This window comes from Xenorhabdus aichiensis (genome assembly GCF_028598775.1).
Lineage (GTDB): Bacteria > Pseudomonadota > Gammaproteobacteria > Enterobacterales > Enterobacteriaceae > Xenorhabdus > Xenorhabdus bovienii.
Map to the genome: position 1 here is coordinate 1 of NZ_JAQRFO010000041.1, position 20,695 is coordinate 20,695.

19 protein-coding genes are annotated in these 20,695 nt (G+C 44.4%); 7 read left to right on the forward strand and 12 right to left on the reverse strand.

Going from position 1 to position 20,695, the window contains the following annotated elements:
• Positions 1-199 precede the first annotated feature (199 nt).
• Positions 200-766, reverse strand: a complete 567-nt coding sequence (gene gmhB, locus PSI22_RS16010; protein WP_273580620.1) for a D-glycero-beta-D-manno-heptose 1,7-bisphosphate 7-phosphatase — start codon at positions 764-766, stop codon at positions 200-202.
• A gap of 179 nt (positions 767-945) precedes the next feature.
• On the opposite strand from gmhB, the gene metN reads away from it, so the two are divergent.
• The 6 genes from metN to proS all read left to right on the forward strand — a co-directional run bounded on the left by metN (position 946) and on the right by proS (position 6,670).
• Positions 946-1,977 carry a methionine ABC transporter ATP-binding protein MetN gene (gene metN, locus PSI22_RS16015; RefSeq protein WP_273580621.1) on the forward strand — a complete coding sequence of 344 codons (1,032 nt, stop codon included), beginning with the start codon at positions 946-948 and terminating at the stop codon, positions 1,975-1,977.
• Entirely contained in the window at positions 1,970-2,623 is a 654-nt protein-coding gene (locus PSI22_RS16020; RefSeq protein WP_038195275.1) for a methionine ABC transporter permease MetI, read from the forward strand. Before metN ends, PSI22_RS16020 begins: the two co-directional genes overlap by 8 nt.
• Before the next feature lie 123 nt (positions 2,624-2,746).
• Complete coding sequence (locus PSI22_RS16025) at positions 2,747-3,562, forward strand: MetQ/NlpA family lipoprotein (RefSeq protein ID WP_038185169.1); 816 nt, start codon at positions 2,747-2,749, stop codon at positions 3,560-3,562.
• Between the two features lie 152 nt (positions 3,563-3,714).
• Complete coding sequence (rcsF, locus tag PSI22_RS16030; protein WP_273580622.1) at positions 3,715-4,107, forward strand: envelope stress sensor lipoprotein RcsF; 393 nt, start codon at positions 3,715-3,717, stop codon at positions 4,105-4,107.
• An 18-nt stretch (positions 4,108-4,125) separates the two neighbouring features.
• Positions 4,126-4,833: a tRNA (N6-threonylcarbamoyladenosine(37)-N6)-methyltransferase TrmO gene (gene tsaA / locus PSI22_RS16035; RefSeq protein ID WP_273580623.1), complete on the forward strand. Its 708-nt coding sequence runs from the start codon at positions 4,126-4,128 to the stop codon at positions 4,831-4,833.
• A gap of 115 nt (positions 4,834-4,948) precedes the next feature.
• Entirely contained in the window at positions 4,949-6,670 is a 1,722-nt protein-coding gene (gene proS / locus PSI22_RS16040; RefSeq protein WP_273580624.1) for a proline--tRNA ligase, read from the forward strand.
• Between the two features lie 85 nt (positions 6,671-6,755).
• Here proS and nlpE read toward each other — a convergent pair whose 3' ends face one another.
• Complete coding sequence (gene nlpE / locus PSI22_RS16045) at positions 6,756-7,457, reverse strand: envelope stress response activation lipoprotein NlpE (protein WP_306310611.1); 702 nt, start codon at positions 7,455-7,457, stop codon at positions 6,756-6,758.
• A 323-nt stretch (positions 7,458-7,780) separates the two neighbouring features.
• Between nlpE and rof the strand changes: the two genes are divergently transcribed.
• Positions 7,781-8,038 carry a Rho-binding antiterminator gene (gene rof / locus PSI22_RS16050; protein ID WP_273580625.1) on the forward strand — a complete coding sequence of 86 codons (258 nt, stop codon included), beginning with the start codon at positions 7,781-7,783 and terminating at the stop codon, positions 8,036-8,038.
• Between the two features lie 946 nt (positions 8,039-8,984).
• On the opposite strand, the gene tilS is transcribed toward rof, so the two are convergent.
• The 10 genes from tilS to skp form a co-directional block, all read right to left on the reverse strand.
• A complete protein-coding gene (gene tilS, locus PSI22_RS16055; protein ID WP_273580626.1) occupies positions 8,985-10,331 on the reverse strand; it encodes a tRNA lysidine(34) synthetase TilS in 1,347 nt (448 codons plus the stop codon).
• 32 nt (positions 10,332-10,363) lie between these two features.
• On the reverse strand, positions 10,364-11,281 hold the full coding sequence (locus tag PSI22_RS16060) for a DMT family transporter (RefSeq protein WP_273580627.1): 918 nt from the start codon (positions 11,279-11,281) through the stop codon (positions 10,364-10,366).
• A gap of 227 nt (positions 11,282-11,508) precedes the next feature.
• Positions 11,509-12,468 (reverse strand): acetyl-CoA carboxylase carboxyl transferase subunit alpha, encoded by a 960-nt coding sequence (gene accA / locus PSI22_RS16065; protein ID WP_038250762.1) that lies wholly within the window; start codon positions 12,466-12,468, stop codon positions 11,509-11,511.
• A gap of 12 nt (positions 12,469-12,480) precedes the next feature.
• Positions 12,481-15,963, reverse strand: a complete 3,483-nt coding sequence (gene dnaE, locus PSI22_RS16070) for a DNA polymerase III subunit alpha (RefSeq protein ID WP_273580628.1) — start codon at positions 15,961-15,963, stop codon at positions 12,481-12,483.
• A gap of 16 nt (positions 15,964-15,979) precedes the next feature.
• Positions 15,980-16,570 carry a ribonuclease HII gene (rnhB, locus tag PSI22_RS16075; RefSeq protein ID WP_273580629.1) on the reverse strand — a complete coding sequence of 197 codons (591 nt, stop codon included), beginning with the start codon at positions 16,568-16,570 and terminating at the stop codon, positions 15,980-15,982.
• On the reverse strand, positions 16,570-17,754 hold the full coding sequence (gene lpxB, locus PSI22_RS16080) for a lipid-A-disaccharide synthase (protein ID WP_273580630.1): 1,185 nt from the start codon (positions 17,752-17,754) through the stop codon (positions 16,570-16,572). The genes rnhB and lpxB overlap by 1 nt, the downstream gene beginning before the upstream one ends.
• A gap of 4 nt (positions 17,755-17,758) precedes the next feature.
• Positions 17,759-18,556, reverse strand: coding sequence for an acyl-ACP--UDP-N-acetylglucosamine O-acyltransferase (gene lpxA / locus PSI22_RS16085; protein WP_238098492.1), 798 nt, complete (start codon positions 18,554-18,556; stop codon positions 17,759-17,761).
• A gap of 3 nt (positions 18,557-18,559) precedes the next feature.
• A complete protein-coding gene (fabZ, locus tag PSI22_RS16090; protein WP_038185194.1) occupies positions 18,560-19,012 on the reverse strand; it encodes a 3-hydroxyacyl-ACP dehydratase FabZ in 453 nt (150 codons plus the stop codon).
• A gap of 122 nt (positions 19,013-19,134) precedes the next feature.
• The gene (gene lpxD, locus PSI22_RS16095) at positions 19,135-20,163 is read right to left on the reverse strand and encodes a UDP-3-O-(3-hydroxymyristoyl)glucosamine N-acyltransferase (protein ID WP_038257305.1); all 1,029 of its coding nucleotides are present in this window, start codon (positions 20,161-20,163) and stop codon (positions 19,135-19,137) included.
• A gap of 4 nt (positions 20,164-20,167) precedes the next feature.
• A complete protein-coding gene (gene skp / locus PSI22_RS16100; protein WP_273580631.1) occupies positions 20,168-20,665 on the reverse strand; it encodes a molecular chaperone Skp in 498 nt (165 codons plus the stop codon).
• Positions 20,666-20,695: the final 30 nt, after the last annotated feature.

The following is a 20,695-nucleotide window of genomic DNA, read 5'->3' on the forward strand; positions in this document are numbered from 1 at the left end:
CCTCCGTGTCGTGAGGCTGCGTATCTTACGCTTTCCTCGCTGAGTGTCAAGCCTTTATTTTCGAAGCTTTTTACTCTTGTCATCCCGACGCGTTTGTATGTTTGTCGTGACAACGGATGCGCATTATAGGGAGCGGTCTGATTTAGGCAAGCCTTTTTTGTAATTATTTACCTAAGCGCTTATAATTTGGGCAAAAAGGCTATTTTTGCCTATTTTTTATCGCATCTGGGAGATCTACAAGGCTATTAATAACCAGATCAGCAGTCTGTTCTACTGCTTCTGTTACCGCTTTTCCAGTACGAACGAGTACTTTGGTTCCAACATTGGCTGCATTTGCTGCCAGCATGTCTTCTATTTTATCTCCCACCATATAAGAAGCTGACATATCGATGCTTAATTCTTTCTGTGCATCCAACAACATACCTGGCTGCGGTTTGCGACAATGACAGTTCTTCTTATATGCGTCAGCACTCCCTTCGGGGTGATGCGGGCAATAATAGATGCCATCAAGATCGACACCTCGGTCTGCCAGCGACCAATCCATCCATTCTGTTAACTGCAAAAATTGATCTTCTGTAAACATCTCCCGAGCAATACCGGACTGATTAGTTATCAATACCAGTGCGTAGCCCATTTTTTTCAATTCGAGCATGGCTTCAATCGCGCCATCAATAAATTGAAAATTGTCTATTTCATGGACATAGCCATGATCGATGTTAATCGTGCCGTCACGATCCAAAAATACGGCGGGAATACCTTGAGTCACTTGATTACTCCAAGAACGTACGAAGCAGACAGTATTGCATGATTTGTTACTGAATGAGAATCCAGCATTTAATTTATTCGCAGTTGACTTAGACGTCTAGACGCCTTAACATCCACGTTAATTCATGACTTGTTGCAAATGTTCTCAAGTCATTCATCTTTACATCTAATAAGAAAAAAATGATAAGACTGACTCAGATAAATAAGGTATTTCAACAAGGAGCGCGCTCAATAAAAGCGCTTTCAGATATCGACTTGCATGTCCCGCTGGGGCAAATATATGGTGTTATTGGCTCTTCTGGCGCGGGAAAAAGTACCTTAATTCGTTGCGTAAACATGCTTGAACGCCCAACTTCAGGTCAGGTATTGGTTGATGGGCAGGATCTGACATCACTTTCAGAGCGCGAACTGACACGTGCCCGTCGTCACATCGGCATGATTTTTCAGCACTTTAACCTGCTATCCTCCAGAACTGTGTTTAACAATGTGGCATTACCTTTAGAATTGGACAACACACCAAAAGCCGAGATAAACGCTAGAGTCAATGAATTACTGGAATTGGTCGGGCTCTCTGATAAGCATGATGCTTATCCTGCTAATTTATCTGGTGGTCAGAAACAGCGTGTAGCTATTGCCAGAGCACTGGCAAATTCCCCGAAAGTACTTTTGTGTGACGAAGCCACCAGCGCTCTGGATCCAGCAACAACGCGTTCTATTCTGGAATTATTAAAAGACATTAACCGCCGGTTAGGGTTAACGATCCTTCTGATTACTCATGAAATGGATGTTGTTAAACGCATCTGTGATCAAGTTGCAGTAATTAGTGGTGGACAATTAATCGAGCAGGATGTAGTGAGCGCAATATTTTCACATCCTAAAACACCTGTTGCTCAACAATTTATTAAATCTACGCTGCATTTGGATATTCCTGAAGATTATCTACAAAAATTGCAGCCTGAATCAGCGCCTGATCGCTGTCCACTAGTGAAACTGGAATTCACGGGTAAATCAGTTGATGCTCCCCTAATTTCCATGGCAGTCCGCCGCTTTAATATCGATATCAGCATCTTAAGTTCCCAAATGGATTACGCCGGTGGCGTGAAATTTGGCGTTATGCTGGCTGAATTAGACGGTGAAAGCAGCAGTATTGAATCAACAATTGCGTTCTTAGAAGAACACCATGTGAAAATAGAGGTTCTCGGTTATGTCTGAAGGAATGATTTTATTACTAGCTAAAGGCGTCTGGGAAACTCTGGTGATGACTTTTGTTTCTGGCTTCTTTGGTTTTGTTATTGGCTTACCGGCAGGTGTGCTTTTATATGTTACCCGTCCAGGTCAGATTATAGAAAATGGGGCACTTTATCGCATACTATCTGCTCTGGTGAATATTACCCGCTCAATCCCGTTCATTATTTTACTGGTATGGATGATCCCATTCACTCGACTCATTGTGGGAACATCCATCGGGTTGCAAGCGGCGATTGTTCCTTTAACGGTCGGCGCAGCACCTTTTATTGCACGTATGGTGGAAAATGCCTTATTAGAAATTCCGTCAGGTTTAATTGAAGCAGCTCGCGCAATGGGAGCGACACCGCTTCAGATTGTCAAAAAAATTCTGTTGCCGGAAGCATTACCGGGTTTGATTAATGCCGCTACGATTACCTTAATTACTCTGGTTGGTTATTCCGCAATGGGAGGCGCTGTTGGTGCAGGCGGTCTGGGCCAGATTGGGTATCAGTATGGCTATATTGGCTACAATGCAACAGTGATGAATACCGTATTAGCGTTGCTGGTTATTCTTGTTTTCTTGATTCAATTAAGCGGTGATCATTTGGCCAAAGCGGCTAACCGTAAATAACCTTATTTCAATTATGGTGTCTGTTACGGCACCTTTTAAGGGCTTATACCTAAAAGCCTCATGAGTAGTACGCAGTAGCCTGGTAAGACAGGTTCTAAATCAGTATTCAATAGGGGTGAAAATATGTCAGTAAAATTGAAATCCATCGTTGCAATCAGTGCATTATTAGGAACATTAATTCTTGCAGGCTGCGGTCAGGAACCAAGAGATCCAAACCACATTAAGGTTGGAGTCATTGTTGGGCCTGAACTTGAAGTTGCAGAAGTTGCCAAAAAAGTGGCCAAAGAGAAATATGGACTTGATGTTGAGCTGACTACGTTCAATGACTATGTTCTGCCAAATGAGTCACTGAGCAAGGGTGATATTGATGCGAATGTCTTCCAGCATAAACCTTATTTAGATCAACAAATAAAAGAACGCAACTACAAATTGGCTATTGTTGGTAACTCTTTCATCTACCCAATAGCGGCTTATTCCAAGAAGATAAAATCTCTGGATGAATTGCAGGATGGTGCTCAAATCGCTCTACCAAACGATCCGACCAACTTGGGCCGTTCACTGTTGTTATTGCAGAAGCAAGGTTTGATTAAACTGAAAGATGGTGTTGGTCTGCTGCCAACTGTTTTGGATGTTACTGAGAATCCAAAGCATCTGGACATCGTTCAATTAGAAGCACCACAATTGCCACGTTCACTGGACGATCAGAAAATTGCCTTGGCTATCATCAATAACACCTATGCTGGCCAGATTGGTCTGACACCGGAAAAAGATGGTTTATTTGTGGAAGACAAAGATTCACCTTACGTAAATATCATTGTCAGCCGTGAAGACAATAAAGATGCGGAAAATGTTCAAAAGTTTGTTAAAGCCTATCAATCTGAGGAAGTAGAACAAGCCGCCCAGACAATTTTCAAGGGTGGTGCGCTAAAAGGCTGGTAACCTTTCATCTTCAGTCAATCAAGATTAAAATCATCGGGCGGGTATTATTATCCGCCCATTTTGACTGGGGGAACCAAACGCTTTTTATCGCAGTTTCAAGCATCGACAACAGCCCCCACTCACCGACCTTACCAGAATAAGGATTCAACGCGATGCGTATGCTACCTATCTGTTTCATGGCGCTATTTATGGTTGGGTGTACTTCTCTGTCAACTCAGGTCGAAAAACCTACTCAGGCAGGCTCAAAGTTGAAACATCAGCCAGCCAAGAAAAGTAAAGTGTCGTCTTACGTTCAGCTATACACCAATACAGAAGAACTGCTAGGCACTCCATTTAAAGATTTAGGCATCGTTTTCGGGGAATCCTGTCGTACTACGCGACAAGATCCTCCTGCCAGCATTGCAGTTGCACGGAAAAACATGCTGGCAAAAGCCACGTCTCTGAAAGCTAATGCAGTATTACTTCATCAGTGTGCAATATTGTCTAATCACAACTGCTACCAGACTGCGATTTGTGAAGGCTCTGCCCTGCTTACCACTAAATAATGATGACTAAAAACGCTCATGGCAGATTTTCATTTTACTCAAATAGGAACCATCCATTCTCCTTATAAAGAGAAGTTTGCCATTCCCCGCCAACCGGGTTTGGTAGAAGATGGGACGGGGCAGCTAGAGTTGCTTGCTCCTTATAACCAGATTGATGCGGTACGTGGGCTTGAACAATTCAGTCATTTATGGATTATTTTTGTTTTTCACCAAACGATGAATGGTGGCTGGAATCCATTAGTTCGCCCACCCCGTTTAGGGGGAAATGCCAAAATGGGCGTGTTTGCTACCCGCTCGACATTCCGCCCCAATCCGATTGGTATGTCGCTGGTAGAATTGAAAGGTATTCAATGCCAGAACAATCGGGTCATTCTGGAACTCGGCAGTCTGGATTTAGTCGATGGTACACCCGTTATCGATATCAAGCCCTATCTGCCTTTCGCCGAATCTCGCCCGGAAGCCAGAGCGGGTTTTGCACAGGAGGCACCAGACACTGGAATGGAAGTCTCGTTCTTGCCAGTAGCTGAACATCAACTGTTGTCCTATCAGGTAAATTACCCTCATTTACGACGTTTCATCAGTCAAATATTGGCGCAGGATCCTCGCCCGGCCTATCGCAGGAAAGAACAGGAAAACCGGATATATGCAGTTCATATCTTGGATTTCAATGTTCGCTGGCAGATACGTGACTCCATGACGGAAGTGGTTTCTATTGAACACCGTTAAAACCCCTTTTGACATAGCAAACTCGCTGGTAGACTAGCGGTTTATCTTTATTTTCTGGGTTGGGTGGCACAATCTTGTCGCCCAGAAGCAATTTGCTGTCCAATGGAAACTTACTATGCGTACTAGCCAATATCTGCTCTCTACTTTAAAAGAGACGCCTGCTGATGCGGAGGTTGTCAGTCATAAACTGATGCTTCGTGCCGGCATGACACGTAAACTCGCCTCAGGTCTGTACAACTGGATGCCTACAGGTGTCCGTGTATTAAAAAAAGTCGAAAACATTGTTCGTGAAGAGATGAATAATGCTGGGGCGATTGAAGTTTCCATGCCGGTAGTTCAACCGGCAGATTTGTGGCAGGAGAGTGGCCGTTGGGAACAATATGGCCCAGAATTACTGCGTTTTGAAGATCGTGGCGCGCGTCCTTTCGTTCTCGGACCGACTCATGAAGAAGTCATCACCGATCTGATTCGTAATGAAGTGACTTCATATAAGCAACTTCCACTGAACCTGTTCCAGATTCAAACCAAATTCCGTGACGAAGTCCGTCCGCGCTTCGGTGTCATGCGTTCACGCGAATTCCTTATGAAAGATGCTTATTCTTTCCATACCAGCCAAGAGTCCCTGCAAGAGACTTACGATAAAATGTATGCTGCCTACAGCAAAATCTTTACCCGTATTGGGCTGGATTTCCGTGCTGTTCTGGCAGATACCGGTTCTATCGGCGGGAGTGCTTCCCATGAATTTCAGGTTCTGGCTGCCAGCGGTGAAGATGATATCGTTTTCTCCACAGAATCTAACTATGCGGCCAATATTGAATTGGCTGAAGCCGTTACGCCACCCCACGAGCGTGCTGCCCCATCAGAAGATATGCATCTGGTAGATACACCCAATGCTAAAACCATTGCGGAATTGGTCGAACAATTCAACTTACCGATTGAGAAAACCGTCAAAACTCTGATCGTCCATGCGGCAAAAGAAAGCGGTCATCAACTGGTTGCATTGCTAGTACGTGGTGACCATGAACTGAATGAAATCAAGGCGGAAAAACTACCATTAGTGGCAAATCCGCTGAATTTCGCTACCGAAGAAGAAATCCGTGCCGTTGTACAAGCAGGCCCAGGTTCATTAGGGCCAGTGAGCCTGCCTATGCCTGTTATCATTGACCGTAGCGTATCTGTCATGAGCGATTTCGGCGCAGGCGCAAATGTTGATGATAAACATTATTTCGGCATTAACTGGGAACGTGATTTACCCCTGCCAGAAATCGCCGATATCCGTAATGTCGTTGAAGGTGATGCCAGCCCAGACGGTCAAGGTACACTGCTAATCAAACGGGGTATTGAAGTCGGTCATATCTTCCAGTTAGGCACCAAATACTCCGATGCCTTGAAAGCCACTGTGCAAAATGAAGATGGCCACAATCAAGTTGTCTCAATGGGATGTTACGGCATTGGCGTAACCCGCATTGTTGCCGCAGCTATTGAACAGAACCACGATGATCGTGGCATTATCTGGCCAGATGCCATTGCTCCATTCCAAGTCGCTCTTTTGCCTATGAACATGCACAAGTCTTATCGGGTGAAGGAAGTTGCCGAGAAATTATATGCGGACTTACGTGCCAATGGTATTGATGTGATTTTCGATGATCGCAAAGAGCGCCCAGGTGTTATGTTTGCAGATATGGAACTGATCGGTGTGCCGCATACTCTAGTTATTGGCGATCGCAATCTGGATAACGGCGAAGTTGAATACAAATACCGCCGTAATGGTGATAAACAAATGCTGAAACTGGAAGGTATTGTTGAATATCTGAAAGGGCAAATTCAACAGCATTAATACTGTTTAAGAACCGTTGTTCAAGTTCAGAAAAAACCTGCGTGTTTAATACGCAGGTTTTTTTATGTATGACAGCTAAGTATTATTATTTCTTGGCCTGACAAGAGACTGACTTGTCAAAATGGATTTTGCCTGTTTGAATCAGTGCATGATCAAACATACCCTCTTCCATCGAAGGCCGAAGCGAGTAATAACCATCGACTTCCACGTAAACAGGCTCTCCCCCTTCCACACCTGTCGCACTGTAGCCACGTTCCAAATCGATATTTTCAGACGCATCATAGCGTTTTCCGGTACGACACTCTGTAAAGGTAGCACTGTCAGCTATATAGCTGTATTCCCCTGCCATCTTTTTCGGCATTACTTTTCCCAATTCATAATTGAGATTCGACTGGATCGATTCACCGTCGATATCCAGCATGACCAGATTTTCACCTTTCACCTGATAATAAGATTTCTTGCCATCCTCATGCGTCAAATCTATCTTTTTGCCGCTTTTTATCCAATGACCCGTTTCGAAAAAGGTGTTTTCTTCATTTTTCGCTTCCAGATAAATCTGCCCCAATATATATGAGCCATCGCTTGAAAGCTGCAAAGTAGTCTCAATACCGGTGCAGTCTGCACAAGGCACAACGCCAGTAAACACGCTCTCAGTTGTCTGCAATTTATTCTGAAGTGCATTATCCTGAAGCGTAGCATTATCCTGAGAGGCCACTTTGTTCTGACACCCAACCGCGGTTAGCACTCCCACAGCGACCAAGGCGAGCAATATTTTTTTATTCATCATCATTTTCATCCAATAAATCCAGCAGATAACCTAATATTCATAACGTCCATCTCATGTAAAACATGAACTTTTCTTAACAAGATTGACATTACTGTACCGTATCTCAAAATGCATGGGGAAAAAAATCAAATAATATGACGTAATTTCGTTGCGTAATGATAAGACTTAGATTTAATCTACTTGCTTTCCAACGCAATTCAACAGACTTAATTCAGTAATCACGGAAAGTTTACTGTGCTATAGTCGTAGGTAGCATTTTTGCGTTTGATCTTGGTCAATCACGGGCGGCACAATAACCGCCACTAACATAGTGGTGAGAAAATATGTCTATAGATACTGAATATCAACCAATTAATTGTGATGATTATGATAACCTTGAGCTAGCTTGCCAGCACCAGCTTCATTTACACATCCAACTGCAAGGTGGTGACGTATTTGAAGGAAAAGCTAATAAGCTGATTTTAAGAAAAAAAATCGAATATATTCTCGTAGAATCAAATGAAGAAACCCGTGAATTAAGGTTGGATCACATCATCAGTTTCAGCAACCCAGAAATTGGTACGATTGTTATTGAGCATTGAGCATTGCTCGTCCTGACCGCGTTCAGAAAGCTCACATTGATACACAAAATCACACACAAAGTCCTCATATAAAATGAGGGCTTTCTTTTTCAGATGACTATTTTTATCTACGTTTGGTTTTTCCAGCTATGACTCCAGCAATTCGCTCATTTATCACTGTGGTATAAATCAAATCCCATAATATATATTCAGTAAATGGGTAGATTTGAGCATGATACTTAAATCCAGAACATGATTGTTACTGAACACCTTTAGGAGGTTGAATTGATTAAAAATAATTTTTTGATATGCTTTATCAATATCTTTAGAGGGTAGTTTACCATTCATGGAATCACTAAAGACCTTTACGAAATTTAATCTCATTTTAAATTCAAAAATCTTTTTCACTTATTTTATCTTTCATAATAACAAACCTTATTGTAAATAACACAAACAACCCCAACTAATTAAATAGTTATCACACTGATATAATATAATTAAAAAATCACCATTAGATTGATTAAAATCAATTAAAACCTTAGTGTTATTATTTTATAATGTAAATATCAATAAACTTTATTTTAAATAAATTATTAATCCGACAAAATTTAGTCCATTATATTTTAATTAATCACTGTGCTTTCTATATTTAAAAAATTTTATTATCTTCTATTTAATATATTCTAATTACGCTAACAGTGTACTCTACCCTAAAATCTATTCCGACATTATTACTATTCAATAAATCTTCTTACACTTTAAAATACAGTACACTTCGGAATTATTTCAATTATAAACTACAAGACTTTTAACAAATATTTGGCATCTGATTTTTATCCATCTTCATTATATTATTGAATAAAAGAGAGATTACATCATTTCTAATATAATCTCTCACAGATATTTTATATATCAAACTGCCAGCAATGATGAATCGCAGTTTCGTTAGCTGCAAATTGAAGATAGATTAATCAGAATACGGCGTTCTGCTCCATTTGACTGAAAGTATCTCCTCTCCCTCTAAAGGCTGCCCCTCCTTGGTGACAAAAACATCCAGTGCAGCAATCAATTTTTCATCATAATAAAGCAATGGTGTTCTTTCCCTAAGCCAAGGTGCGATACCTAATTCCTGCCATAATTTTTTACTGTGCCGAGAATGCAGACGACCCACGATACTAATATTTCCCTGAACACCAAAACGAATTGTTATCTGCTCATTCCTATCAGGCATTCTGACGTTAATACCACTTTCTTCTGACAACACCAGCATGCCCAAACCATCGGGTAAGCGCAGTTCTTGTGCTATATCCCATTCAAGTAGAGTTCCTGCCAAAGATTGACATTGAGTAACCAGCCAGAGTTGCTGCCGATAACGACGTACATCGTGCTGCCCCAATCTAAAGCGTGGCTCGGCATCCTGTCTGGAGAGCGCCACTTCCGACCAAATTCTCTGGAGTTGTTCACGTGCAGGCATCTTCACACCATGGTGACTGAACCATCTGCGTAACAAAGCATTACGCTTAGCCTCAGAGCAATCCACCAACGGTGAAATGGCTATCGCGCCTTCCGGGGTTATCAGCTCACTCAACGATTCATTAAGCAATTCATCCAACAATTGTTCTTGCTCTCCACACAAGCTGGCACTGCGAGAAGCAGCTTGAGGGAAATGAGGCCAGCGCTGGTTAAGCAATGGCATGATATGCAAACGCAAAAAATTACGATCATAACGATCATCTTGGTTGCTATCATCTTCGATCCATTGCAACCTCTGTGTTTGTGCATACATTTCGAGTTCTGCACGACTGGCATTCAGCAATGGGCGAATCAGTGTTGTTCCAGCAAATGGCATGGAAGAAGGCATAGATGATAATCCGGCAGGGCCACTCCCCCTTTTCAATGCCAGCAGAAAGGTTTCTGCCTGATCATCGAGATGCTGCGCCGTGACCAAAATTTCACTCTGCTGCAATTCATGCTGGAATGCCTGATAACGGGCGTCACGAGCTGCTGCTTCAATGCCATTTTGCCGGATATCCAGGCTGACTTTTTCGACTTGAAAATCGACCTTCCAGTCGGCACAAATCTGGCGACAATGTTCAACCCACTTATCCGCCTTTGGATTTAAACCGTGATGGATATGAATTGCCCTTAGCTCTATTTGATCACGAATGGCTTTGTGGGATTGGTAACGTAATTGAACCAGCAAATGCAGCAATACGGTGGAATCCAATCCACCGCTAAATCCAATCAAGATTTTTTTATGTCGCCCTAGCTGATCGATTAACATCGTTAACAGAGGTTCATGAGTATTGATCATTGTGAGTAAAAACCTTCTTCCATTTGGCGATATCAATCCTCAATCAAATCATCGCTCAATTTATTCTGTGTCGCTGTCTTGGTCTTTGCACTGATGCAGAGCAGCCCCGATATGATAACAAGCGCTAACCCCACAACATAAGCGGGGACAAACGCATCACCAAAGAACAGAATAAGCCATATCATCGACAGCACCGGTGATAAAAATAAGATTGAGGCAATTTTAGGTGAATCAGGGCCATTCATAGCTTTGAACCAGATAATATAGGATACGCCATTCAATATAATGCCGTTGAGCAGCGTTGGCATCAGTGAATCACCCACTGGCCAATTGAAGCGGCTAAATGCCAATAAAAACACCGCCGACACTAAGGTAGAGCAAGCGAATACCCAAAATGTACTGATATAAGGGTCAATCGCGAAATGTTTCGATAGCACGGACATTAAGGCAAAACAAAATGCCCCACTGAATACCAGCAACAGAGCCTGCGGATGTTCTACTGCAATCTGGGTAATATTTCCTTGCGTAAACGTGATCACAACAGCAATGAAACCAAGCGTGATGCCAATCATCTGCCGGATTGACAATTTTTCTTTTAACAGAAAAAACGACAACCCGATGATCATCAGCGGCCAGCTATATTGAACGACCAAGACAGCAACCCCATTTTCGATGGAATAACCGTAATAGAGCAATAAATAGAAAAAACAGTCCAGAGCACCTAATATCAAAACTTTAAGCATAACTGGAAAGGGAATAAATAAAAGTTGTTTCAAATTTCTACCCATCAGGATAGCAACAAAGAAAACCGCCAGAACAGATAGAATATTTGACCAGAACAAATATTGGAAATGATCCATCCCTTTTTGCCCCAAACGGGATATGGAGGGAACAAAACTCCAGATCAACACACAGGAAAACGCATAAATGATATATTTATATTTGGCCATAGAAAAACCCAATTTATTATTTTTCGAGTCTAGCTGATAAAACAGCCTATTTCATCCCAATGTTGTCAGAATGATAATACCAGACAGTATGGAGCGTGCTGATTTCATTACCTATAAACAATAAAATAGGTGGAAATACTGAGGTTCTATCTCTCCCCAGTACTGTCCACCTGCAAATAACAATATTAAAAATAAAGCTGGATTGTAATAAAAACAGCTTTCAGGACTTAGCAGTAACCGTATTGCATTAAACGCTCATAACGGCGATTAACTAATTCTTCGCTGTTCAGATGATCCAAATCAGCAAAATCAGCCAGTAATTGCGCTTTTAATGCTTGAGCAATCGCGTCATAGTTACGATGTGCCCCGCCCAGTGGTTCTGGAATAACGGAATCAATCAATTTCAATTCTTTCAGGCGTGGTGCTGTATTACCCATCGCTTCGGCTGCCAGTGGAGCTTTTTCGGCACTTTTCCATAAGATGGAAGCACAACCTTCCGGAGATATAGTAGAAAAGGTGCTGTATTGCAACATATTCACCTTGTCACCTACACTGAGTGCCAACGCACCACCAGAACCGCCCTCACCAATCACCGTACAGATGACAGGTACGGACAGGCGGGACATTTCACGCAGGTTGCGGGCAATGGCTTCTGATTGGCCACGCTCTTCAGCCCCTACGCCCGGATACGCGCCAGGGGTATCAATAAAGGTAATGATCGGTAGTTTGAAACGCTCTGCCAACTCCATCAATCTCAACGCCTTGCGATAACCTTCTGGCGATGGCATACCAAAGTTACGGCGGATCTTTTCTTTCGTCTCACGGCCTTTCTGATGACCAATCACCATGACCGGACGCCCATCAAGACGCGCCAAACCAGCGACTATCGCCTTGTCATCCGCATAGGCACGATCACCCGCCAGCTCTTCAAAGTCAGTAAAAACACGCTGAATATAATCCAGCGTATAGGGACGGAGTGGGTGACGTGACAGTTGAGATATTTGCCATGCCCCCAGATCAGAGAAAATCTTGCGGGTTAATTCAAGGCTTTTTTCTCGCAGACGCTGGACTTCTTCATCCAGATTTATATCTAGCTTTTCATCTTGACGGCTAACTGCGTTGAGCGAATCGATTTTCGCTTCCAGCTCAGCAATCGGCTGTTCAAAATCCAGAAAATTCAGACTCATAACGTTCCTATTTTAGTCAAATTCTAATTCTACCTGCTCGTTACCCAGCAGAGTTCGCAGATCTGTCAAAAGGGTATCCGTCGGCGTTACCCGCCATGTTGCACCGAATCGTAAACGGGCACGGGCATCTACCCGCTGGTAATAAAGATGAACTGGTATCGTACCTGAACGATGCGGCTCCAATACGCCACGGAGACGATTAAATAATTGTTCATTAATTTGCCTGTCTGACAACGAGATAGCTATCCCGCGTGCAAATTTTTCACGCGCCTCACTGATATCCATTAATTCACGGACTGTCATTTTAAGGCCGCCGCTGAAGTCATCAAAGCTGACTTGCCCGGTAGCAATTAAAATTTTGTCCTGTTCCAATAAATGCTGATATCTTTCCAGTGCATCAGAAAACAACATGATTTCCAGCCGTCCTGAACGATCATCCAAAGTACAGATGCCAATCCGGTTGCCCCGTTTGGTTATCAAGATTTTGGATGCCAGCACCAAACCTACCACAGTCGTTACTTGACCACGAGGTGTCGGGCTCACATCTTTTAGACGCAATCCATTCGTATATCGTTCAATCTCTTTCAAATAACTTGTGATCGGGTGACCCGTTAAATACAACCCCAGCGTTTCCCGTTCACCATCTAACACGATTTGTTCTGGCCATTTCGGTGTACTGGCATATGAAAGCTCAACCTGTTCTGGTTTTTCAGCCAGCACACCAAACATATCTGTCTGGCCAATAGCTTCTGCTTTAGCATGTTGGTCAGCCGCTTTCAGCGCGTCTTCCAACGAAGACATCAAGGCCGCGCGATGTGGCCCCAGCCTGTCGAACGCACCTGACATAATCAGCTTTTCCATCACACGACGGTTCAGCTTTTTGGTATCAACACGCGCGCACAGATCAAACAGTTCTTTGAAATGCCCATCTTTTTGACGTGCTTCGAGAATTGCTTCAATCGGCCCTTCACCCACGCCTTTAATCGCACCAATGCCGTAAACAATTTCGCCTTCGTCATTGACATGGAAATGATACAGACCACTGTTGATATCCGGTGGTAAAACCTTAAGCCCCATACGCCAACATTCATCCACCAGCCCAACGACTTTTTCTGTGTTATCCATATCCGCCGTCATCACGGCCGCCATAAATTCTGCCGGATAATGCGCTTTTAACCATAAGGTTTGGTAAGAAACTAACGCATAGGCAGCAGAGTGAGATTTGTTGAAACCATAACCCGCAAATTTTTCCACCAGATCGAAGATTTTTATGGCGAGTTCGCCATTAACACCTTGGCTTATCGCGCCCTCTTCAAATACCGAGCGCTGTTTAGCCATCTCTTCCGGCTGCTTCTTACCCATTGCGCGACGGAGCATATCTGCACCACCGAGGGTATAACCTGCCAGCACCTGAGCAATCTGCATCACCTGTTCCTGATACAGAATGATACCGTATGTTGGCTCTAATACGGGTTTCAGGGATTCGTGCTGCCACTCAACATCTGGGTATGAAAGCTCTTCGCGCCCATGTTTACGGTCGATAAAGTTATCCACCATACCGGATTGTAATGGCCCCGGACGGAACAACGCCACCAGTGCGATCATATCTTCGAAACAGTCGGGACGCAGACGTTTGATCAGATCTTTCATCCCACGGGATTCAAGCTGGAACACCGCCGTAGTTTCAGAGCGTTGCAGCATATCGAAACTTATCTGGTCATCCAGCGGAATTGCCGTAATATCAATCGGTTCCAGATTTTTATGAGTACGACGGGCGTTCACCATCTCAAGCGCCCAGTTGATGATGGTCAAGGTTCTCAGGCCAAGGAAGTCAAACTTCACCAGACCCGCATATTCCACATCGTTCTTATCAAACTGAGTGACGGGGTTCAGGCCTTCCGGATCACAGTAAATCGGTGCAAAGTCAGTGATTTTGGTCGGGGCAATGACCACACCACCCGCATGTTTACCGGCGTTACGGGTGACACCTTCCAGTTTGCGCGCCATGTCAATCAGCGCCCTGACTTCTTCATCTGCTTCGTAGATTTCAGGCAACTGAGGCTCAGCCGCAAACGCCTTTTCCAACGTCATGCCAGGATCAGGAGGCACCAGTTTTGATATTCGATCAACAAATCCATATGGGTGCCCCAATACGCGCCCAACGTCACGGATAACTGCTTTTGCCGCCATCGTACCGAAGGTAATGATCTGCGATACCGCATCCCGCCCGTACATATCCGCAACGTGGTCAATCACCTGATCACGTTTTTCCATGCAAAAATCGACGTCAAAGTCGGGCATCGAAATACGTTCAGGGTTGAGGAAACGTTCGAACAGCAAATCAAATGCCAACGGATCAATATCGGTAATTTTCAAGGCATAGGCGACAAGGGAACCCGCACCGGAACCACGCCCCGGCCCTACAGGTACGCCATTATCTTTCGACCATTGGATAAATTCCATCACGATCAGGAAGTAGCCGGGGAAACCCATCTGGTTGATAACTTCCAACTCGATATCCAAACGTTCATCGTATTCGGAACGTTTTTCCGCTCTGATTTGCGGATCGGGATAGAGAAAATTCAGACGATCTTCCAAGCCTTGCTTCGATTTTTCAACCAGATAGTCTTCAGTGCTCATATCCCCTGTTGGAAACTGTGGCAGGAAATATTCACCGAGACGAATAGTCACATTGCAGCGTTTAGCAATTTCTACACTATTTTGCAGCGCTTCAGGAATGTCAGAGAATAGCTCGCACATCTCCTGTTCACTGCGCAGATACTGCTGAGGGCTATAATTTTTAGGGCGTTTGGGATCAGCCATCGTATAGCCATCATGGATGGCAACCCGAATCTCATGGGCTTCAAAGTCATCACTTTCCAGAAAACAAACGTCATTGGTTGCCACAACAGGTAAGTCTTTTTCTGCTGCCACTTCAACGGCAGCATGAAGATAATTTTCTTCGTCTTGGCGCCCAGTACGGATCAATTCAAGGTAATAGCTGTCTGGAAAGTGTTCCTGATAGAAATCGAGACACTGATCCACCATCGCTCGATTTCCACGCAGTAGGAATTTGCCGACATCCCCCATTCGCCCACCAGACAGAAGAATCAAGCCGGCTTTGTATTTTATCAGCCATTCTTGTTTGATCGTCGGACCAATCGCGCCATAGCCTTTCTGATAAGCTTCGGAGATCAAATAGGTTAGGTTTTGATAACCTTCGTTATTACGGGCAAGGATCGTCAGATGGGCATATTCATCCCCCAGCAGATCACTTTCCACATAAAAATCAGCGCCTATAATCGGCTTGATACCTGCACTATGGGCATTGCCATAGAATTTCACCAAGCCGCACAGGTTAGTAAAATCAGTGATCGCAAAAGCAGGCATATCCAATTTAGCCACTTGTTTTACCAGTGACCCCGTTTTGGCTAAGCCGTCAATCATTGAATAGTCGCTGTGAACACGTAAGTGTACAAAACGTGGTTCTGTCATAGTTTGCCCAGATTACTTATCCAAGACCCAGCGCTCGTTTGACCGGCGCAAAGCTTTTACGATGATGTTCCGTGGCGCCCAGCAAAGCCAGTTTTTCCAGATGCAGAGCGGTCGGATAACCTTTGTGTTTCGCGAAACCATAATCAGGAAATTGCTTACCCAACTCGGCCATTTCTCTGTCGCGTGTCACTTTTGCTAAAATGGAAGCAGCACTTATTTCTGCCACCAGATTATCCCCCTTAACCACCGCCTGTGCCGACATCGGCAATGCAGGACAACGGTTCCCATCAATCAGGACATAATCCGGTGTGATAGCTAAACCTTCCACCGCTCGCTGCATGGCGAGCATGGTAGCGTGGAGAATATTGAGTTGATCAATTTCTTCTGGTTCGGCACGGCCAAGGCTCCAGCACAGCGCCTTTTCTTTAATTTCCAGATAAAGTGCTTCACGCCGCTTTTCTGTGAGTTTTTTCGAATCCATCAAGCCTGTAATAGGTCTGGCAGGATCAAGAATGACTGCCGCAGTAACCACTGCCCCGACCAGTGGGCCACGCCCAACTTCATCAACACCGGCAATCAAATTCGCCTGAGGATAAACAAAATCCATTATCTTCTCGCTAATTCCAGAACCGCTTGTGCAGCTTGTTCATCGGCATCACAGCGAATGCTTTCATGCAAATGCAGAAACGTTTGTTTCAACGCTTCCACATCAGCACCACCTTGCAAGAGAGGCAACAGTGCCTCAGACAATGCTTGTGGCTCACATTCGTCCTGTAATAGTTCTTTAACTAATTCTTTGCCTGCCAGCAGGTTAGGCAGAGAAACATACGGCGTTTTCACCAGCCGCTTTGCCAGCCAGAATGTAAAAGGTTTCATTCTGTAGCCCACCACCATCGGGCATTTGGCCAGCATACACTCCAGCGCTGCCGTACCTGAGGCCAGTAAAGCCGCATCACTGGCGATCATGGCTTTACCGGCGTTACCATCCAACAAATGGACAGATAAATCCGGCGCAATTTCATCTTTAATACGCTGAAACTGCTGATGCCGCTTGGCATTCACCAATGGAACCAATACATGCAGATCAGGAAGAATTTTCCTCAGCAACTGCACGGTTCTAAGAAAATCGGCACTCAACATCTCAACTTCTGCATGGCGGCTACCGGGCAGTATCGCTAGGCAATGGGCATTTAAGGGAACACCCAAAGCCTCCCGGGCTGCCACTTTATCCGTTTGCAGTGGCATCGAATCAGCCATCGTGTGGCCAATAAACCTGCATGGAACGCTAAATCGATCATAGAACGCTTTTTCAAATGGCAAAAATGCCAGTACCAGATCCGTTGCCCGGCCGATTTTGAAAACCCGCTTCTGACGCCATGCCCATACTGATGGACTGACGTAATGAATCGTCCTAATCCCTCGCTGTTTCAGCCGCCCTTCCAACGTGATGTTAAAATCAGGGGCATCGATGCCAATAAAGACATCCGGCTTCAACGCGGTAAACCGTGCCGTTAAATCTTTGCGAATTTTCAACAAACGGGGCAAACGTCCCAATACTTCAACGATCCCCATGACCGCCAGCTCTTCCATCTCATACCAGGCTTCGCAACCTTCCGCCTGCATAAGAGGGCCAGCAACACCCACAAAGTGGGCATCAGGAATTTTAGCTTTCAATGCGCGAATCAGCCCGGCACCAAGAATGTCACCGGACGTTTCTCCGGCAACCAAAGCAATTGTCAGCGGACGCTGATTACTAACAGAAGAAAAGGTAGCCAAAGGAGTATCCTTCATCTACTTAACGAATGATGCCACGGTTGGATTTTGCTGAATTTTCCAGAAAATCACTGAATGCTTTCACATGTGGGTTATTTTCCGCCTGAAGCTCAATTTCTATTCTGGCTTCTTCCAGCGTCTTTCCGCTACGGTAAAGCACTTTATAGGCATTACGGATTGCATGCAGTGATTCTTTATCAAAGCCACGGCGCTTCAAACCTTCAATATTCAATCCGAAAGGTGTGGCATGGTTTCCCTGTGCAATGACGTAAGGCGGGACATCCTGCGCAACGCCAGAACAACCACCGACCATAACATGAGCGCCAATCTGACAGAATTGATGAACAGCCGTCATTCCACCAATAATGACGTAATCGCCCAGAATGACATGCCCACCCAGTGTACCGTTATTCGCAATGATACAGCGATCACCAATCATGCAATCATGGGCAATGTGGGTGTTAATCATCAGTAAATTGTCACTGCCAACTTTAGTCAAACCGCCACCCTGAACGGTGCCACGATGAATCGATACGCTTTCACGAATACGGTTACGATCACCGATCTCAACGCGAGTCGGTTCACCCTGATATTTGAGATCCTGATTTACTTCACCAATAGAGGCAAATTGATAAATCTGGTTATCACGGCCAATCTTGGTGATCCCGTTGATCACAACATGGGATTTAACTTCAGTCCCTTCACCGATCTCAACCTGAGAACCGATATAGCAAAATGGGCCAATACGGACATTGGCACCAATAACTGCACCCTCTTCAACAATGGAAGAGGGATGAATAACAGCAGTTTGATCAATCATATATTAAGCCTCACGACGGCGAGCACACATCATTTCAGCTTCGCAAGCCACTTCTCCATCGACTTTTGCTACGCCCCTAAAACGCGCAACACCGCGACGTTCTTTAATAAATTCAACTTCCAGAATCATTTGATCACCTGGCAGAACCGGACGCTTGAAACGAGCGCCATCGATAGCGGCAAAGTAATACAACTCACCCGGTGCCAGTGAGCCAACGCTTTTGAATGCCAGAATTCCGGTTGCCTGAGCCATTGCTTCAAGGATCAGGACGCCTGGGAAAATTGGCTTACCCGGAAAATGCCCCTGAAAGAATGGCTCATTAAATGATACATTTTTGACTGCGCGTAGGAATTTACCTTCCTCAAAATCCAAAACACGGTCTACCAGCAGAAACGGGTAGCGGTGAGGTAGCAAATCCAAAATCTCTTCAATTTGCAGAGTACGATTATCACTCATCTAAATACTCTTCCTGTCTATATAAGAATCATAGTATTAACGACACGGCCTGCGTTAACTCCAAATGCAGAGTTATCAGGCAGGCCGCAAAAATAAAAACACAACCAAAAACGTTTGTATGATTACTCGTTTTCACCTTCAAGCTGGCGTTCTACAGATTTAAGCCGTTTATTCATTTCATTGATATTCATGACTAAAGCAGCAGTTTTACGCCAAACTTTGTTCGGTTGTAATGGGATACCAGACGAGTATACACCAGGCTCTGTAATTGGACGCATCACCATGCCCATACCGGTCACGGTCACTTTATCACAGATTTCTATATGCCCATTAATGACGCTGGCTCCACCAATCATACAATAACGACCAATTTTCAGGCTACCCGCCATAGTGACACCACCAGCCACTGCTGTGTTGTCACCAATTATGACGTTGTGAGCAATTTGGCACTGGTTATCAATGATAACACCATTACCGATAACTGTGTTATCCAGCGCTCCGCGATCAATAGTCGTAGAAGCACCGATTTCAACGCGGTCACCGATGATCACTGAGCCTAACTGTGGAATTTTAATCCAATTGCCACGGTCATTGGCATAGCCAAAACCATCCGACCCAATCACGGTGCCTGACTGAATAAGGCACTGTTCGCCAATTTCAACGTTATGGTATACCGATACATTAGCCCAAAGGCGGGTTCCTGCACCAATACGCGTATTTTTGCCAATAAAGCAACCCGCACCAACAATGACATTATCACCCAGAACAACGCCAGATTCGACAACGGCATTTGCACCAACCGCCACATTTTTCCCCAATTGCACTTCAGAAAATATCACGGCTGATGGATGAATATCCTGTGCAGGTTGTGGCGTCGTGTCCATGATTTGTGCCATACGTGCATAGGCAAGATAGGGATTATCAACAACCAGTGCAGCGACCTTACAATGAGTAAGATCAGATTCACGCAGCACAACAGCCGCAGCCTGACATTCTGCAAGTTTGTCAGTGTAACGGCTGTCAGATAAAAATGTAATTTGTTCGCTATTTGCTGAATACATTGGCGCAATGCTGGTGATGACGATATCGCCATCACCATGTAATTGCGCATTCAACTGCTGAGCGAGATCAGCTAATCGAATTGAAACCATCTACTTATTTAACCTGCTTCAGTACATCTGCGGTAATGTCTTTACCCGATACGGAATACAATACGGTATTAGCATCAAGAACAACGTCGTAACCTTCTTTACCTGCAACCACTTTAACGGCATCGTGAATGCGGGTCAGGAGTTTGTTCTGCTCTTCCATCTGGCGGCGACGGCTATCGTTATCAAGAGACTGCGCCTTCTGGGCATAGTCGTTACGCTGTGCCATCACTTCTTTCTCTAATTTTGTGCGTTCGCTGGCTTTCATGGTTGAACCATCACGCTGCAGTTTCTGCACCTTGGACTGCATATCAGCTTCCATACTCTGCAACTCGGATATACGGCCTTTAAATTCACTATCCAACTGTTTTACAGCAGCTTCACGAGCCGGTAACTTTTGGATGATTTCACCAACGTTCACGACTCCGATTTTGTCCGCTGCCTGAACACCCGCAGAGAAAGCTAATGCGATACCAAGGCTTGCCGCACACAATACTTTTTTCACTATAAACTCCTTTGACCCACGCTATTTTTT

Excerpts from the sequence above, each read along its gene's own strand:
- PSI22_RS16025 (WP_038185169.1), top strand. The coding sequence starts at position 2,747 with ATGTCAGTAAAATTGAAATCCATCGTTGCAATCAGTGCATTATTAGGA.
- proS (WP_273580624.1), top strand. The coding sequence starts at position 4,949 with ATGCGTACTAGCCAATATCTGCTCTCTACTTTAAAAGAGACGCCTGCT.
- lpxB (WP_273580630.1), bottom strand. The coding sequence starts at position 17,754 with ATGAAGGATACTCCTTTGGCTACCTTTTCTTCTGTTAGTAATCAGCGT.
- tilS (WP_273580626.1), bottom strand. The coding sequence starts at position 10,331 with ATGATCAATACTCATGAACCTCTGTTAACGATGTTAATCGATCAGCTA.
- rnhB (WP_273580629.1), bottom strand. The coding sequence starts at position 16,570 with ATGGATTTTGTTTATCCTCAGGCGAATTTGATTGCCGGTGTTGATGAA.
- metN (WP_273580621.1), top strand. The coding sequence starts at position 946 with ATGATAAGACTGACTCAGATAAATAAGGTATTTCAACAAGGAGCGCGC.
- dnaE (WP_273580628.1), bottom strand. The coding sequence starts at position 15,963 with ATGACAGAACCACGTTTTGTACACTTACGTGTTCACAGCGACTATTCA.
- lpxA (WP_238098492.1), bottom strand. The coding sequence starts at position 18,556 with ATGATTGATCAAACTGCTGTTATTCATCCCTCTTCCATTGTTGAAGAG.
- PSI22_RS16060 (WP_273580627.1), bottom strand. The coding sequence starts at position 11,281 with ATGGCCAAATATAAATATATCATTTATGCGTTTTCCTGTGTGTTGATC.
- tsaA (WP_273580623.1), top strand. The coding sequence starts at position 4,126 with ATGGCAGATTTTCATTTTACTCAAATAGGAACCATCCATTCTCCTTAT.
- rof (WP_273580625.1), top strand. The coding sequence starts at position 7,781 with ATGTCTATAGATACTGAATATCAACCAATTAATTGTGATGATTATGAT.
- fabZ (WP_038185194.1), bottom strand. The coding sequence starts at position 19,012 with ATGAGTGATAATCGTACTCTGCAAATTGAAGAGATTTTGGATTTGCTA.
- lpxD (WP_038257305.1), bottom strand. The coding sequence starts at position 20,163 with ATGGTTTCAATTCGATTAGCTGATCTCGCTCAGCAGTTGAATGCGCAA.
- nlpE (WP_306310611.1), bottom strand. The coding sequence starts at position 7,457 with ATGATGAATAAAAAAATATTGCTCGCCTTGGTCGCTGTGGGAGTGCTA.
- PSI22_RS16020 (WP_038195275.1), top strand. The coding sequence starts at position 1,970 with ATGTCTGAAGGAATGATTTTATTACTAGCTAAAGGCGTCTGGGAAACT.
- accA (WP_038250762.1), bottom strand. The coding sequence starts at position 12,468 with ATGAGTCTGAATTTTCTGGATTTTGAACAGCCGATTGCTGAGCTGGAA.
- rcsF (WP_273580622.1), top strand. The coding sequence starts at position 3,715 with ATGCGTATGCTACCTATCTGTTTCATGGCGCTATTTATGGTTGGGTGT.